Source organism: Corallococcus terminator (assembly GCF_003611635.1).
Classification (GTDB): Bacteria; Myxococcota; Myxococcia; order Myxococcales; family Myxococcaceae; genus Corallococcus; species Corallococcus terminator.
This window is the reverse complement of record NZ_RAVZ01000001.1, coordinates 17,690-32,682: the sequence shown is the minus strand read 5'-3', so window position 1 is coordinate 32,682 and position 14,993 is coordinate 17,690. Positions and strand designations below refer to the sequence as shown.

8 protein-coding genes are annotated in these 14,993 nt (G+C 70.3%); 3 read left to right on the top strand and 5 right to left on the bottom strand.

Annotated features, from left to right (window positions below):
• Nucleotides 1-17: 17 nt before the first annotated feature.
• Genes D7V88_RS00105 through D7V88_RS00095 form a run of 3 tightly spaced genes read right to left on the bottom strand, consistent with a single transcriptional unit; the run spans nt 18 to nt 5,621 of the window.
• On the bottom strand, nt 18-1,064 hold the full coding sequence (locus D7V88_RS00105) for a TauD/TfdA family dioxygenase (RefSeq protein WP_120538526.1): 1,047 nt from the start codon (nt 1,062-1,064) through the stop codon (nt 18-20).
• 25 nt (nt 1,065-1,089) lie between these two features.
• Complete coding sequence (locus D7V88_RS00100) at nt 1,090-2,142, bottom strand: TauD/TfdA family dioxygenase (protein WP_120538525.1); 1,053 nt, start codon at nt 2,140-2,142, stop codon at nt 1,090-1,092.
• A complete protein-coding gene (locus D7V88_RS00095) occupies nt 2,139-5,621 on the bottom strand; it encodes a condensation domain-containing protein (RefSeq protein WP_120538524.1) in 3,483 nt (1,160 codons plus the stop codon). The genes D7V88_RS00100 and D7V88_RS00095 overlap by 4 nt, the downstream gene beginning before the upstream one ends.
• A gap of 159 nt (nt 5,622-5,780) precedes the next feature.
• Between D7V88_RS00095 and D7V88_RS00090 the strand changes: the two genes are divergently transcribed.
• The 3 genes from D7V88_RS00090 to D7V88_RS00080 all read left to right on the top strand — a co-directional run bounded on the left by D7V88_RS00090 (nt 5,781) and on the right by D7V88_RS00080 (nt 11,025).
• A complete protein-coding gene (locus D7V88_RS00090) occupies nt 5,781-6,140 on the top strand; it encodes a YciI family protein (RefSeq protein ID WP_120538523.1) in 360 nt (119 codons plus the stop codon).
• A gap of 99 nt (nt 6,141-6,239) precedes the next feature.
• On the top strand, nt 6,240-8,276 hold the full coding sequence (locus D7V88_RS00085) for a membrane dipeptidase (protein WP_120538522.1): 2,037 nt from the start codon (nt 6,240-6,242) through the stop codon (nt 8,274-8,276).
• 301 nt (nt 8,277-8,577) lie between these two features.
• Nucleotides 8,578-11,025, top strand: a complete 2,448-nt coding sequence (locus D7V88_RS00080; protein WP_120538521.1) for a sensor histidine kinase — start codon at nt 8,578-8,580, stop codon at nt 11,023-11,025.
• 72 nt (nt 11,026-11,097) lie between these two features.
• On the opposite strand, the gene D7V88_RS00075 is transcribed toward D7V88_RS00080, so the two are convergent.
• Entirely contained in the window at nt 11,098-12,354 is a 1,257-nt protein-coding gene (locus D7V88_RS00075; protein WP_120538520.1) for a DUF4374 domain-containing protein, read from the bottom strand.
• Between the two features lie 55 nt (nt 12,355-12,409).
• On the bottom strand, nt 12,410-14,908 hold the full coding sequence (mxcH, locus tag D7V88_RS00070; protein WP_244237875.1) for a TonB-dependent siderophore myxochelin receptor MxcH: 2,499 nt from the start codon (nt 14,906-14,908) through the stop codon (nt 12,410-12,412).
• Nucleotides 14,909-14,993 lie beyond the last annotated feature (85 nt).

Sequence of the window (14,993 nt, the reverse complement as noted above, 5' to 3'; positions counted from 1 at the left end):
TTGGGGCGGCATGCTGCTCAGGCCGGGCCCGGGCTCACGTACAGCTCGGCCATGGCGACCAGGATGGAGCGCTCGCCCTCGAAGGGGTCGCGTCCGTGGACCGCGAGGAAGTTGTCCACCATGAGGACGTCGCCCTTCTGCCAGGGGAAGCGCACGGTGGCGTCGGCGTAGACGCCGCGGATGCGCTCCAGGAGCTCCGGCTCCAGCGGGCTGCCGTCGCCATAGAAGGCGTTGCGCGGCATCTCGTCCGGACGGAACTGGGCCCGCAGCGCTTCGCGCACGGAAGGGGACAGGTTCGTCTCATGGAAGATGGGCGCGTGGTTGAACCACAGCGCTTCGCCGGTGCGCGGGTGGGTGGCCATCACCTGGCGCACCGCGCGCGTGCGCAGCCGATCGCCGTCGCGCCACTCGCAGGTCATGCCGCAGCTCTGGCAGTAGCGCTCCACCTCCGCGCGATCCTGCGTCTGGAACGCCTCCTGCCACGACAGGTCCACGCCCTCGCCGTAGTTGCGGACGTACATGACCTTCTTTTCCAGGAAGCGCCGCCGGATGTCCTCCGGGATGCGCGACGTGACCAGTCGCTCCGGCGCGAGCGGCGTGGCGCCTCCCACCGGCGAGGGCACGTCGCAGAAGAACCACAACCGGGAGGGCCAGTTGTGGGAGTAGGACATCTCGTGGTGCAGCGGGATGGATTGATCCGCGGCGAACTCGGTGGAGGTGTAGACGTTGGGCGCCACCTGCGTGCGAGGCGCCGCGCGCTCCACGTAGTCCAGCAGCTCGCTGCTGAGCGCTCCCACGAAGGCGCGGAAGGCGAAGGCATCCGGCACGCGGAAGCCGCGGAACAGCAGGGCGCCGGACTCCTGCAGCTTCGCGTCGATCCACTCGCGGTGGTTCGCGGCCCAGTCCGCCGGGTCCAGGTCCTCCAGCGTGGGCTCCACGACGAGCGGGAAGCCCTCGGCGCCAGGAAGGCTGCCCACCTTCACCAGCGACGTGGTGGACAGCTTCATGGGCGCGCGGCGGCGCGAAGGGATGCCGGGGCCTGCGATGTCGGATTTGCGCGTCATGTGTTCTCTCGTGTGCGCGGGGGCGTCAGGCAGGCAGCGGCCCGTCGAAGACGACGTCCGCCCAGCGCCGGGGGTCCGCCATGGCGACCACGACCTTGCGCTCACCCTTGAAGGGCTGGCGACCGTGTCCCATGAGCATGTTGTCCAAGAGCAGCACGTCCCCCACCTGCCACGGCACCGCCACGCGGGCGCGCAGGTAGGCGGCGCGCAGAAGCTCCAGCACCTCCGGCTCGATGGGGGACCCGTCGCCGTAGAAGGTGTTGTTGGGCATCTCCTCCTCGGCGTAGAGCGAGCGCAGGTGGGCGACGAGGGGCGCGGGCAGGGTGCTCACGTGGAAGAACGTGGCGTGGTTGAACCACGCCAGCTCCCCGGTGGTCGGATGGCGGGCCACGCACGGACGCCGCTGGCTGGTGCGCAGCCGGCCCTGGCCTGGCCACTGGAAGTCGATCTGGCTGTCGCGGCAGTACTGCTCCACCTCCGCGCGCTCCGTCGTCTGGAAGGCCTCCTGCCACGACAGGCCCAGGCCGTCACCGAAGTTGCGCACGTAGCGGTAGCCGCGCGCCACGAAGCGCTCCACCACGTCGCGCGGCAGCTCGCGCAGGATGCGGCGGGTGCTGGTGATGGGCGTGGCGCCGGCTTCGGTGGGCGCCGTCACGCAGTGGAAGTAGATCTTCTGCGGGAACGTCAGGTTGTAGGACTGCTCCGTGTGCGGAAAGATCTCCTGGTCCGACGGGTGCGACGTGGACGTGTAGATCTGATCCTTGACGACCTCGCGCGGAGAGGAGCGCTCCGTGTAGGGCAGGGGCGCGCCGGACGTCGCCCGCACGAAGTCCGCGAAGCCGTCCACGCCGCCCATGCGGAAGCCGCGCAGCATCAGGCCGCCCACCCGGGCCAGCTCCTCCTCCAGATACGCGCGGTGGTCACCCGCCCACTGCACCAGCTCCAGCCCCTCCACGCGGGGCTCGATGATGAGCGGACAGTCCTCGCCTTCGGGAAGGCGCGTCGTCACCAGGTCCGTACGCGACAGCTTCACGGGGCGGCGTGAGCGCGCCCCCAGTCCTGACAGGGCATCCTTCATGAGGTGGGGTTTCCTGACGTGCCGGGTGGAGGGGTGCCGCCGTCCGGGCCAGCGCCGCGGCGCCGCCGGGTGCCCAGCCGGCCCAGGGCGCCCTGGAGCTGGGGTGTCGCATCGTCGTCGGAGTCCAGGGCGAGCGCCGCGAGCCGCGTGTCCGGGCGCGCCAGCGAATCCTCCAGCAGGCGCACGAAGCGGCGGTGCAGCCGCTCCACGCTGGACGCGTCGAACAGGCGGGTGGCGTAGGTCCAGTGACAGCGCAGCCCTTCGGGTGTCTCCGACGCCCACAGCGTGAGGTCCAGCCGGGACACGCCGGAGTCGAACAGCAGCGGCTCCACCTCCAGGCCGGGCAGCGACACGCGCTCGCGCGGTTGGTTCTGGGTGCCGAACGCGGCGCGGAACAGCGGAGGCCGGCCGCGGCCCAACTGCTCGTAGGGAAGCTCGGCGTGGGCGGCGGCGCCCAGCGAGCGCTCCTTTACGTGGCGCAGCACTTCGCTGAACGGGGGATCGCCGCCCAGCGGCGTGCGCAGCACCAGCATGTTGACGAAGTTGCCGATGACGCGCTCGGAGCCCGGGGCGGCGCGGCCCAGGTCCGCGACGCCCACCGGGACGTCCTCCTGCCCGGTGGTGCGCGCCAGCAGCGTCTGGAAGACCGCGAGCATCCACATGAACGGCGTCACCCCCTGCCGGGCGCAGCCCTCCCGCAGGCGCGCCGCCAGCTCTGGCGACAACCGCGTGCTCAGCGTGCCGCCGCGGGCATCCGGCGGGCCTCCGGGCTCACGGTCCGTGGGCAGCTTCAGGCCGGTGGGAAGTCCCGCCACCTCCGCGCGCCACCAGTCGAGCAGCGACTCCAGATGCGCGCCCGTCAGCCGCTGGCGCTGCCACACCGCGAAGTCCGCGTACTGGTAGGGCAGCGCGGGCAGGGTGGGCGTCACGCCCGCCTGGAAGGCGGAATACAGGGCCGTGAGCTCCTGGATGATCAGGCGCATGGACCAGCCGTCCGCGACGATGTGGTGCACGGTGAAGAGCAGCACGTGCCGCGCATCCTCCAGCCAGAGCAGCCGGGCCCGCAGCAGGGGGCCGTGCTGGAGCGCGAACGGGGCCCTCGCCTCCGAAAGCGCCACCTCCTGGAGGCGGGCCTCGCGGGCCTCCGGCGCGAGCGCGCGCAGGTCCTCCACGGGAATCTCCAGGGGCCCGGCGGCCAGGATGCGCTGCACCGGACGCCCGTCCACTTCGGGGAAGCAGGTCCGCAGGGCCTCGTGGCGACGGCAAATCTCCAGCAGGGCCGCCTCCAGCCACGCCGTCTTCAGCGTCCCCCGCAGGCTCAGGGCCGAGGAGATGTTGTACCCGCCGCCGCTTGGGTCCAACCGCGAGGCGAGCCACAGCTCCTCCTGCGGAAACGACAGCGGCAGCGCCCCGTCGCGAGGCACCGGGGTGGGCCGCAGCGCCAGGCCCGGCCCGGAGTCGAGCGCGCCCTGACAGCGCCGCGTCAGCTCCGTGAGCGTGATGCTCCCCAGCAGCTCGGGCAGCGGAATGGACAGGCCGAGCGCCGATTCGATGTCGGCCCGCAGCTCCACCGACGCCAGCGAGTCCAGGCCCAACTGCACGAGCGGGGCCTCGCGGTCCACGCTGCCTGGGGCCACGCGCAGCGCCGCCGAGGCGCGCGCCAGCAGCCAGTCCGCGATCCGCGCGTCGCGCACGTCCGACGTCAGGGCGCGCAACGCGTCGAGCGGCGGCAGCTCCGGGACGGCGGAAGGCGCCCCGTCGTGCGCACCGGAGGTGTCGTGGGCCACCACCTGGAGCTGGCCCTCGAGCCAGGCCGCCCGGGTGGCGCGGCGCTGCACCTTGCCGCTGGACGTCTTGGGCAGGCTGCCGGGCTCGATGAACACCACCTCGTCCAACTGGACGCCGTGCTCCCGCACGACGGCCTCGCGCAGGCCGCGCGCGCACTCCGTGGCGTCGAACGCCTTGCGCGTGTCCACCTCCTGCACCAGCACCAGCCGCTCCGCGCCGTGGGTCTGCACGCCGAACGCCGCGGAGCACCCGGGCCGCAGCGCGGGATGGCTGGCGACGGCGGTCCGCTCCAGATCGTGGGGATGGTGGTTGCGGCCCCGGACGATGATCAGGTCCTTGAGGCGCCCGCTGACGAACAGCTCGCCTTCGCGCAGGAAGCCCAGGTCGCCAGTTCGCAGGTAGGGGCCTTCGGTGGGCGCATCCGCGCGCCGTGCCTGGAAGCTCTCCGCTGTCTCCTCGGGGCGGTTCCAATAGCCCTGGGCGACGGAGGGCCCGCGCAGCCACACCTCCCCGACCTTGCCTTCGGGCAGGGGCAGCCGCCGCGTGGGATCCACGATGAGCAGCTCCTGATCCGGCAGGCGCACGCCACAGCCCACCAGTTGGAGCGCGCCCGGCTCCGTGGCGGCGACGGGCACGGCCTCGTTGTCAGCCAGCGCGTCCTTGCGGAAGGCGCGCAGCAGGGGCAGGGCCGCTGCCTTGCCGGAGGCGATGAGCGTGCCCTCCGCCAGCCCGTAGCAGGGATACATCGCCTCGGGGCGGAAGCCCGCGGGCGCGAAGGTGTCGCGGAAGCGCTCCAGCGTGGCGGGGTGAATGGGCTCCGCGCCGTTGAACGCGAGGCGCCAGGAGCGCAGGTCCAACGCCGCCACCTGTTCCGGGGTCGCCTTCCGGACGCACAGCTCGTAGGCGAAGTTGGGTCCGCCGCTGGTGGTGGCGCGGTAGCGGGACACCGCCTGCAACCAGCGCAGCGGGCGCGCCAGGAAGTCCATGGGCGACATCAGCACGACGGGGAAGCCCACGAAGAGCGGCTGGAGGATGCCGCCGATGAGGCCCATGTCGTGGTACGGCGGCAGCCAGATGACGCCCACGCTGTCCGCGTCGTGCTGGAAGCAGCGCTGGATGGCCTGGGAGTTGTGCAGCAGGTTGCCGTGGGTGAGCACCACGCCGCGCGGCGAGCCGGTGGAGCCGGACGTGTATTGGAGGAACGCCACCGTGTCCGGCGTCGTGTCCGGGGCCTTCCACGCGCCCGCGTGTCCGTGGGCCGCGTCCTCGATGGCGAGCCACGAGGCCCGCGCGAGCGCCCCGGACTGTTCGAACAACCCCTGGGCCATGTCGCGAATGAAGGAGGGGGCCAGGACGAAGCGGACCTGCGCATCCGCGGTCAACGCCTCGAGTCGGGGCAGGGTGCGCGCCAGCCGGGCGGGATCCGGCGGGTAGGCGGGGACGGCGACCGCCCCCGCCTGGAGACATCCCAGGAACGCCACGAGGTAGTCCAGACCTGGCGGAAACAGCAGGAGCACGCGCTCGCCACGCGCGCCGGCCTCCTGGAGCATGCCGCCGACCTCCAACGTGCGCCGCTGCAGCTCCGCGTACGTGAGGCTCCCGCCTTCGCTCTCTCCGTCATCCAGGAAGACGAAGGCCCGCGCGTCGGGTTTTGATGCAGCGCGCAAGGCAATGATTTGAAGAAAGTTCATAGAGCTGGGTTTTGAACGGGCGTCCTGTGAACCACTATTAAAATGCTCTGGGCCTGGATGGAAACGGAAGTCAGAAAAAACCCAGGCTTCTACCTGCCCGAGTAGGTATCAGGCGAGCGTCAGTGGTCCGGTCCGTTCCCGGCCGGAGGGGAGCACGCGATGTCGTTCATGGTGTTGATCCAGCAGTCAGGAGCCCGGCCGAGCACGGAGGGGGAGCGCCGTGTCGCCGCCGAGCGGATGGCGCGCATGCAGCGCTATGGCGCGGACCTCCAGACGCGAGGCCTGCTGCTGGCCAGCGACTCGCTCCGCTCCGACGAGGAGGGCGTCCGCATCCAGGTGCGCGAGGGCAAGCGGTCCTTCAGCGACGGCCCCTTCACCGAATCGAAGGAGATCGTCGGGGGCTTCTTCCTCATCGACGTCCACACCCGGGAGGAAGCGCTCGCCATCGCCAGCGAGTGTCCCGCGGCGGAGTGGTCCATCGTCGAGGTGCGTCAGAGCGGCCCGTGTTTCGACGAATGAGCGTGTGATGTATTAATGCGCATACGCCGCGAGATTTGATTAGCTGGAACGACTGCTGATACGCCCGGTGTGCCTTCCCCCCCAAGAAAGGTACACCGCATGCAACGTCGTTCCCGTTTCAGTTCCCGAAGTCTGTTCGCCCCGTTCCTCGCGGCCTCGGCGCTCGCGCTGGGCTGTGGCCCGGTCTCCGAAGAGGCTCCCGCGACGCTTCCCGAAGCGCCCGCGGAGGTCGCCCAGCCGCTGGCGGTGGGCGGCTTCGCGGAGATGCACCACCACATGTTCGCCGAGGAGGCCTTCAGCGGTGGCTGGTTCCATGGCGGCCACACCGGCACGCTCGCGAGCTGTGACGGCGGTGAACCGGAGAGCGACCATGCTCGGGTCCGCATGGACCTGCGGGACATGCTCAACCTCTGTCCCAACGCGGGCAGCGTGAACCTGGGCGGCGTGCCCATCCTGTCGGACGTCTTCGGCGTCGGCGGCGCGCTGGCCTCGGAGGTCATCGGTCAGGTGGAAGGCACCGAGGGCGACACCGGCCTGCACCTGGGCCGCAAGAACGTGAACACCCAGTGGCCGCGCTGGGACACCATCGCGCACCAGCAGGCGTGGGAAGGGTGGCTCAACAAGGCCCGCCAGGGCGGCATGTCCCTGGTCATGGTGTCGCTCGTCAGCAACGAGTTCCTCTGCAAGGCGCTGCCGTACCAGAACCTCAAGCGGCCCTGTGACGAGATGATGGACGTGGACATCCAGCTCCAGATGGCGCGCGACTTCGATGCCCGCACCGACTGGGCGGAGATCGCCCTGTCGCCCGCGCATGCCCGGCAGATCATCGCCTCCGGCAAGCTGGCGATGGTGCTCTCCATCGAATCCAGCAAGCTGTTCGGCACCAAGGACTGGCGCTCGGAGTTGAACCGCGTCTATTCGCTGGGCGTGCGCTCGCTGCAGCCCGTGCACCAGTTGGACAACCGCTTTGGCGGCGCCGCGCCCCACAACGCCATCTTCCAGGTCGCCCAGTTCCTGGAGAACTGCCACATCGACACGGACTGCGGTCTCACCGGCTCCGGCTTCACGCTGGGCTTCGACGTGGACGCGAACTGCCGCAACACCAAGGGCCTCACCGCGGACGGCAAGGCGCTGGTCCAGGAGATGATCGCCAAGGGGATGATCATCGACATCGCCCACATGTCCGAGAAGAGCGTTCAGGACACGTATGCCGTGTCCCAGGCGAACACGTACTACCCGCTGATGATCTCCCACGGCCACTTCCGCGAGATCATGAACCCGGCGCTCGCCGCCAACGAGAAGACCACCCCGTCCTGGGTGGTGCGCTACGTGCGCCAGACGGGCGGCATGTTCGGCCTGCGCACCGCGCATGACGAGACGCGCGCCTACACCCGCACGACCGTGGCCAACTCCTGCCAGGGCTCCACGCGCTCGCTCGCGCAGGCGTACGAGTTCGGCCGCCAGGGCCTCAAGGTCAACATGGGCTTCGGCGCGGACCTCAACGGCTTCATCCAGCAGACGCGGCCGCGCTTCGGTGACTTCGGCGCGTGCTCGGCGGGCTTCCGCGCGGAGGCGGATGCGCAGCGTGAGCAGCAGCGCGTCTCCGGCCCGGCCCGCCTGGGCACCGACTTCGACATCTACGGTCTGGCCCACGTGGGCCTGCTGCCGGACGTGGTGAAGGACCTGAAGCAGCTCGGCGTGAACACCAGCGGTCTGGAAGGCTCGTCGGAGAACTACATCCGGATGTGGGAGCGCGCGAACAGCGCCCGCTCCGGCATGGCCGACGCGGCGAACGACATCGACACCGGTGGTGTCGCGGCCTACGTCCCCAAGGCCACCCGTGAGGCGACGTACCCGCAGATCTGCGGCAAGGCCTACTCGCCCGCCACCAAGGCCGTCGCGGAGACGTGCCGCTTCAACCAGGAGTGCAAGAGCGGCTCCTGCAACGCCATCGACGGTTGCAGCGGGCTGAACGGCACGTGCTCCTGCACCACCGATTCGCACTGCGGCGCCACCCAGTTCTGCGGCTGGGGCACCAACTCCGGCAAGTGCGTGGAGAAGCGGGCCAAGGGCTCCATCTGCTCCAGCGGGCGCGAGTGCCAGTCGAACAAGTGCTCGTGGCTGATGTGCACCTGATCCCTCCCTGAGGGGCTGTTGTACCGGGGCGGCGTCCTTGCGGGCGCCGCCCTTGCCAGACCCCCGAAGGGACTCCAGGTTCCCCTCTGGGCCCCGCCATGCGAATCCCCGTCCGCGTCAGCCGCCTGCCTGGTCCCACCGAAGCAGTGGGGGGAGCGGGCTTCCGCGAACTGCCCGTGCGCCGCTCGCGCTCCGGACGCGATGAGGCCCTGGGCTGGCATGGCCATGCGGACACCGAGCGCTCGCGTTCCTGGCCGGTGTCGCGCCCGCCTTCCCGGTCCCTCATGGGGGCCGCGCCGCCATGAGTGAACCGTGGTCGGCTGCCCGTGCGCCAGGACGCTCGCGGAGGGATTCGCTCCAGCGACTCCAGTGGGTGATGGGCAGGCTGGTGCCCGCCGCGCGCGCTCTCCTGGTGGGAGCGGGCCTCTTCGTGCTGCTGAGCTGGGGGTTGGGCGTTCCCCATCTCATCCTGGCCTTCTCCGCGGACACGGTCGTGATGTCGCCCGGCACGGCGCTGGGCTACGTGTTGGCGGGCGTCGCCCTGGGGTGGCTTCACCGGGAGACGGAGCAGGGCTGGCGACAGAAGGCGGGGCGGGGGCTGGCGACGGTCACCGTGTTGCTGGGGGTCGGAGCCCTGGGCTGGTCCGCGCTCGGGGGCGTTTCGGGCGTCCACCGGCTGCTGCTGGGGGACGGAGGCAGCGCGGTGTCGTCCGGTCTGTCCAGGCCGGGCAGCGCGCTGGGCCTCTGTCTCACGGGACTGGCGCTCCTGCTCCTGCACGTGCGGACGCGCCAGGGCTGGTATCCCGCCCGGTGGCTGGCCCTGGTGACCCTGGTGATGGCCTCGTGGGTCCTCCTGGGCTTCCTGCTGCGGGAGGTGGGCCCCGAGCTCGCGTCCGTCAACTTCGAGTCGTCCTCCACCCCCATGGGGCTCAACTCGGCGCTGCTGCTGATGCTGTTGTCGCTCGCCATCCTCTCCGTCCACCCCGAGCAGGGGCTGATGGGCATGCTTCTGAAGAAGGATCTCGGCGGCCTGTTGGCGCGCCGGCTCCTCCCGGCGGCCCTCCTCACGCCGCTGGTCGTGGTCGCGGCGCGGTTGCTGGGGGAGCGGCTGACGCTCTTCGGGCCCATCTCCGGGGTCATGCTGTTCGCGAGCCTGATGATGGCCGCCTTCCTCGCGGTGACCTTCTGGAATGCGAAGGCCCTCTCCCGGTTGGATGCCAGGAGCCAACTGTCGGAGCAGTCCCTGCGGCTGTCGGAGGCGAGATTCGCCGGCATCGTCTCCAACGCGGCGGACGCCATCATCTCCATCGACGATGCGCAGCGCATCGTCCTGTTCAACGCGAGCGCTGAACGCATCTTCGGCTACGCCGCGAATGAGATAGTCGGGCGCCCGCTGGGGGTGCTGCTGCCGGAGAGCCTCCAGGCGCTCCACGCGCGGCACGTCCGGCACTTCGCCCAGGGCGCCATGACTTCCCGGCACATGGGGGAGCGGCTGCCCATCTCCGGCCGGCGCAAGGGAGGGGAGACGTTCCCGGCGGAGGCCAGCATCTCCAAGCTGGAGGTGGAGGGCACAAGGATCCTCACCGTCATCCTTCGCGACATCACCGCGCGCAAGCGGGCGGAGGAGGTGCTGCGCAACAGCGAGGAGCGCTTCCGGACCTCGTTCGAGGATGCGCCCATCGGCATGGCGCTGGTCGGCCTGGACGGCCGGTTCCTCAACGTGAACGCGTCGCTGCGCCACATCGTCGGCTATTCACAGGCGGAGCTGCTGGCGAGGACGTTCCAGGACATCACCGTCCCGGAGGACCTGGAGCTGGATCTGCTGAACGTGCGCCGGTTGCTCCAGGGCGACATCGACACGTACCAGATGGAAAAGCGCTACTTCCACCGCGATGGGCACGTCGTGACCACCCAGATGCGGGCCTCGATGGTCCGCGATGCCCACGGGGCGCCGCTGCACTTCGTCTCGCAGATCCAGGACATCACGGAGCGCAAGCAGATGGAGCAGGCGTGGCGCTTCATGCTGGAGAAGTCCCAACAGGCGACCCGCGTCCGCGACGAGGTGCTGCGCATCGTCGCCCACGACCTGCGCGCGCCCCTCAACGTCATCGCCCTGAGCGCCGGGGTGCTCAGGAAGGGGCTGCCCGAAAGCCGCGCCCTCCAGCGGCCCCTGGACTCGCTGGAGAAGTCGCTCCAGCGGGCGAACCGGCTCATCCAGGACCTGTTGGACGTGGCCCGCCTGGAGGGCGGGGGCCTGTCGGTGGAGCGCGAGGCGCTGGACGTGGCGCCGCTGGTCCGCGAGGCCGTGGAGCTGCACCGGGCCCTCGCGGAGGCGAAATCACTCCAGTTGGTGGCGGTCGTGCCGGAGGGGCTGCCCACCGTGCTCGCCGACCGCGAGCGGGCCCTTCAGATCTTCTCCAACCTCGTGGGCAACGCGCTCAAGTTCACCCCTGAAGGCGGGAGCATCTTCCTTCGCGTCCAGGCCGAAGGCGGTCAGGTGCGCTTCTCGGTGCGTGACACGGGGCCCGGGATTCCGCCGGACGACCTCCCGCACCTCTTCGAACCCTTCTGGCAGGCCCACGCGAAGCGCAAGGAAGGCGCGGGCCTGGGGCTCGCCATCGTGAAGGGGCTCGTCGAGGCCCACGGCGGACAGTTGGGGGTGGAGAGCCATCCGGGGGCGGGGAGCACGTTCTTCTTCACGCTCCCGGCGCAGCCACCCGCGGAGCGGCAGGACGCGTTTCACGCCTGAGCCCGGAAGGGTGTGGAAATGAAGAAGGGCCCCCGGTGACGCAAGGGGCCCTGCTTCCCAACGGGGCTGTGACTAGCGCAGTTGCAGGAACGAGAACGACAGACCGTCGTGCGTCGCGACCAGCTTGCCGCTCTGGTCGGTCAGCTCGCGGAAGTTCGTCGTGCTGCTGCTGTTGGTGAACTCGGTGAACAGCGTGCGGTCACCGGCGTGGAAGAGGAAGGAGCTGCCCGTGCTGGCCGGCAGCGTGTCCACCAGCGTGGCCGCGGTCATGTCCGCCTTCAGGTCCAGCTTCCACCACTTCCACGCCACGGCGCTCGCGATGACGCGCGGGTGCGTGCCTTCCACCACCGTGTAGGTCGTCTCGTCCAGCACGCGCAGGTAGCCCGAGCCCGTGGGGCCCTGGAGCAGCGAACCCGTGGCGCTGCCGTTGGTCAGCGAGCCCAGCGACTTGTAGAAGGCCGCATCGAAGGTGGCCGTCTGCGGATCGAACTTCAGCAGGCAGGGCTCGGGCACGTCCGGGTTCGCCTGCGCGGTGCGCTTCACCGCGGCGCCGTACGCCTCCGTCGCCAGGTACACCTGGCCGTCCGAACCCACCACGCCGTCACGCACGTAGCCGCAGCGGTCGTCGGTGGCGATCTGGGCGGTGTCCGTCGCCGTGTCCAGGACGACGATGCCGGCCTTCTTGGTGATGCCGATGCCCGCGGACGGACGCCACGCCAGCGGCATCAGCACCTTGGTGCCCACGCGGATGGGGTTGGACGCGAACGACAGGACCGTCCCCTCGATGGTCATGCCCGGCAGCGGGATGCTGTTCGTCACCGACATGTCCTTCGGGTTCCAGACGACGACCTGCGCGGTGCGGCCATCGAAGTAGTAGGCCTTCGTGTCCGACGCGAACTGGAACTGGTTCTGGTACTCGCCAATCGTCGTCAGGCCCTTGCCCGCGAAGCTCACCTCGCCGGCCTTCTCCAGCTTGTTGTCGGCCGTCACGTTGTAGCGGGTGACGACGGCGGAGCCGCTGCTGGAGACGAAGAGGGCGCCCGTCTTCTCGATGCCGGAGCCCAGCGCGCGGCCGGTGATCTCCGTGGCGTTCGCGAGCGACAGGGGCTCCGTGTGGTCCACCTTGTCCGTGAGGATGACGTAGCTGGTGGAGGCGGAGTCCGCGCTCACCTGCGCCACGAACGCGTACAGCGGCGACGTGTCGGTGCCGGTGCCCGCGTCCGGGTTGCCGTTGTCCGGATCCGTGTTGTCACTGCAGGCCGCGACGAAGCTGAAGGCGAGCGCCGCGAGGACGCGGCCCGAGGTACGGAAGAAGGGTGAGGGCTTCAAGGACTTCCCTTTCGATGGGGTGTGGGGTGCTGCGTGCGGATGCGGGAGGCGCGTCTCAGCGCTCCAGCGTGAACTTGGCGGCGAGGCTGCGCCCGGGGCGTTGGACGCCGAAGAAGTCGAAGGTCCGGGCGTTGGTGAGGTTCTGCAGGTCCAGCGTCCAGCTCAGCTTCGTGGGGGTGTCGCGCATCACGTAGGTCAGCGCCACCGAGTGCGTGAGCTGCGTGTCGATGGTGTACTTGGTATCCGCGGCGCCCGCGCCCTCCCAGGCGAGGAAGAACTCGTGCACGTAGCGCGAGCGCAGGGTGATGAGCAGCTCGTCCTGGGTGCGCAGCAGGTCCGTCATCTTCACCTGCGCGCTGCCGTTGGCCATGAGGGAGGGGCGGTTGGGGATGCGCTGCCCCTTGAAGGCGCCGTAGTTGCCTTCGCCGGACACGTTGCGCACGTCCTGCCAGGTGGCGTTGCCGTCCAGCGACAGGAGCTGTCCGGGGGAGGTCCAGCCGGCGGCGCCGACCACGCCCAGCGAGCGCGCGGCGAAGACGTTCTGGTAGAGGGAGAAGCCCAACTGCGGGATGAGCGTGATGAGCTGATCCGAAAGGCGCGCGAAGCCGCCGACGTTGGCGCGGAAGGAACCGTGGCGGCCGGGCAGCAGGGAGACGCCCAGTCCCAGGTTGAAGTTGTGGCTGGTTTCCGGGACCAGCTCCAGGTTGTCCTCGATGAGCAGGCCGTCGCCGAAGAGCTCGTCCGGCCGGGGCAGGCGCGTGGCCCATTCGTAGGACGCCTTCGCGGTGACGGTGGGCGACAGGCGCAGACGGAAGCTGTCCCCCACGCCCAGCTCGTGCGCGGTCCGGGCCAGGTCCAGGAATTCGTTGCTCGCGAGCAGCTTCTGCGCGCCCGTGGACTGGAGGTAGTCCTTGGCGAAGGCGACGTTCTGCAGCCGGCCCTCCAGCGCTTCGTACTGGTACTCCAGGCCCGTCACCAGCGAGGCCACGTCGCGATCCGCGGAGAGCGGATCCGCCTGCTGGAGGAGCTGGAGCTGGCGGTCCTCGCCCGTGCGCACGACGAACGTGGGCGCCACCGCGAGCCGCAGGGTGTGCGGCCCGCCCGGCTGCCAGCTTGCGTTGAGGCGCGCGAAGACGGCGTGCTGGTTGACGTAGCGCTCCACCGCTCCGGAGTCCATCTCGCCCCCGGTCTCCAGGGTCACGAAGCAGCGGCCGTACCAGTCGTAGCGGCACTTGCTCACGTCCAGGAAGCGGCTGCGCCGGAACGTGTAGCCGCCCACGGTGTCCACGGCGAGGCCCTGGCCGAAGGTCTGCGCGTAGCGCAACGTGGTGCCCGCGGAGCCCGCCGTGCCCGTCACGTCGCCGAAGACCTGCGTCATGGACGTGTTGTGCTGGATGTCCTGGTCGGTCGCGTTGATGAAGGCGCGCACCAGCAGGCGCTGGGCCCACGGGCGGTCCACGAAGCCCACCTCCAGGCTCGCGCCGCCCGCCTGATATCCGTCGTGGAAGCGCGGCAGTCGCGCGGGCGCCAGCCTGCCCGCGTCGTTCGTGACCTGCACGTCCACCAGGTAGTCGTTGCGGGCGTTGTCGTAGAAGCCGTGCGCGCGCACCAGCAGGCCGGTGGACTCCTCCAGGTGGTGGCCGCTCGCGGTGAGGCGGTGCGTGTCGAAGGAGCCCAGCTCGTAGGAGGCCGCCACGCCCGAGCCGTGGACGTCCTGGTCGGTGATGAGCTGCACGGCGCCGCCCAGCACGTCCGCGCTGAAGCGGATGGGTACGACGCCCTGGTAGACCTCCATCTGCTGCACCAGGTTCACCGGCACGTTGGCGAGCCCCGGCCCGTAGCCCGCGAACTCCAGCGGGATGCCGTCGACGAAGAAGCGAACCTGATCATCCGACATGCCGGCCAGCGAGACGCGCGTGTTGCTTCCCAGGCCTCCGGCCCGGCGCACGTCCACGCCTTCGGTCCGCGCCAGGGCCCTGCCCAGGTCCGCGGTCTCGTAGCCGATCTGCTCCATCTCGATGACCTGCACCGCTTCCGCGGACTGCCGGTGGCGCTCGGCGGCGGACTCGCCGACGACGGTCACGTCGATGGTGTTCTCATCAGTGCTGGAGGCCACCTCGGGAGGCTGCGCCGCGTCCGGGGGCGTGCCGGCTTCGGCCACGGGGCCCGGGGGGACGGCGTCCTGCGGGAGCCGGAAGGCGTAGGTGTAGAGGATGCGGAAGCGCTTCGCGACGCCGTCGCGCTTGCCGGGCTCGAAGCGGAACTGGAGCGCGGCTGTGCGCGCGGCCTCGTCGAACCCGTGACCCACGGGCTCCATCACCTCGGCCTCGGTGACCTGTCCCTGGACGTCCACCTTCAGTTGCAGGCGCACGTTCGCTTCCAGGCGCGCCGCCAGGGCCTCGGCGGGGTAGGCCGCCTCGGTCTTCTGGATGAGCTTCGGCGCTTCGATGACCGGACCCGCCGGAGCGGAGACCGGTGCCGCCGGAGCGGAGACCGGTGCCACGGGAGCGGAGGGCGTGGCCTCCGGCTCCTGCGCGGCTCCGCTTGTCTGCATCGCGCCCGCGTGCGCCGGACCGCCCAGACACAGGACCGTCAACAGCGCCGCGCCCGCCCCGAACCGCCGCCACCCATTCGCAATT

What these genes read in the sequence shown, in the direction of transcription:
- D7V88_RS00105 (WP_120538526.1), bottom strand. Translation starts at nt 1,064, where the DNA reads ATGACGCGCAAATCCGACATCGCAGGCCCCGGCATCCCTTCGCGCCGC.
- D7V88_RS00100 (WP_120538525.1), bottom strand. Translation starts at nt 2,142, where the DNA reads ATGAAGGATGCCCTGTCAGGACTGGGGGCGCGCTCACGCCGCCCCGTG.
- D7V88_RS00095 (WP_120538524.1), bottom strand. Translation starts at nt 5,621, where the DNA reads ATGAACTTTCTTCAAATCATTGCCTTGCGCGCTGCATCAAAACCCGAC.
- D7V88_RS00090 (WP_120538523.1), top strand. Translation starts at nt 5,781, where the DNA reads ATGTCGTTCATGGTGTTGATCCAGCAGTCAGGAGCCCGGCCGAGCACG.
- D7V88_RS00085 (WP_120538522.1), top strand. Translation starts at nt 6,240, where the DNA reads ATGCAACGTCGTTCCCGTTTCAGTTCCCGAAGTCTGTTCGCCCCGTTC.
- D7V88_RS00080 (WP_120538521.1), top strand. Translation starts at nt 8,578, where the DNA reads ATGAGTGAACCGTGGTCGGCTGCCCGTGCGCCAGGACGCTCGCGGAGG.
- mxcH (WP_244237875.1), bottom strand. Translation starts at nt 14,908, where the DNA reads ATGCAGACAAGCGGAGCCGCGCAGGAGCCGGAGGCCACGCCCTCCGCT.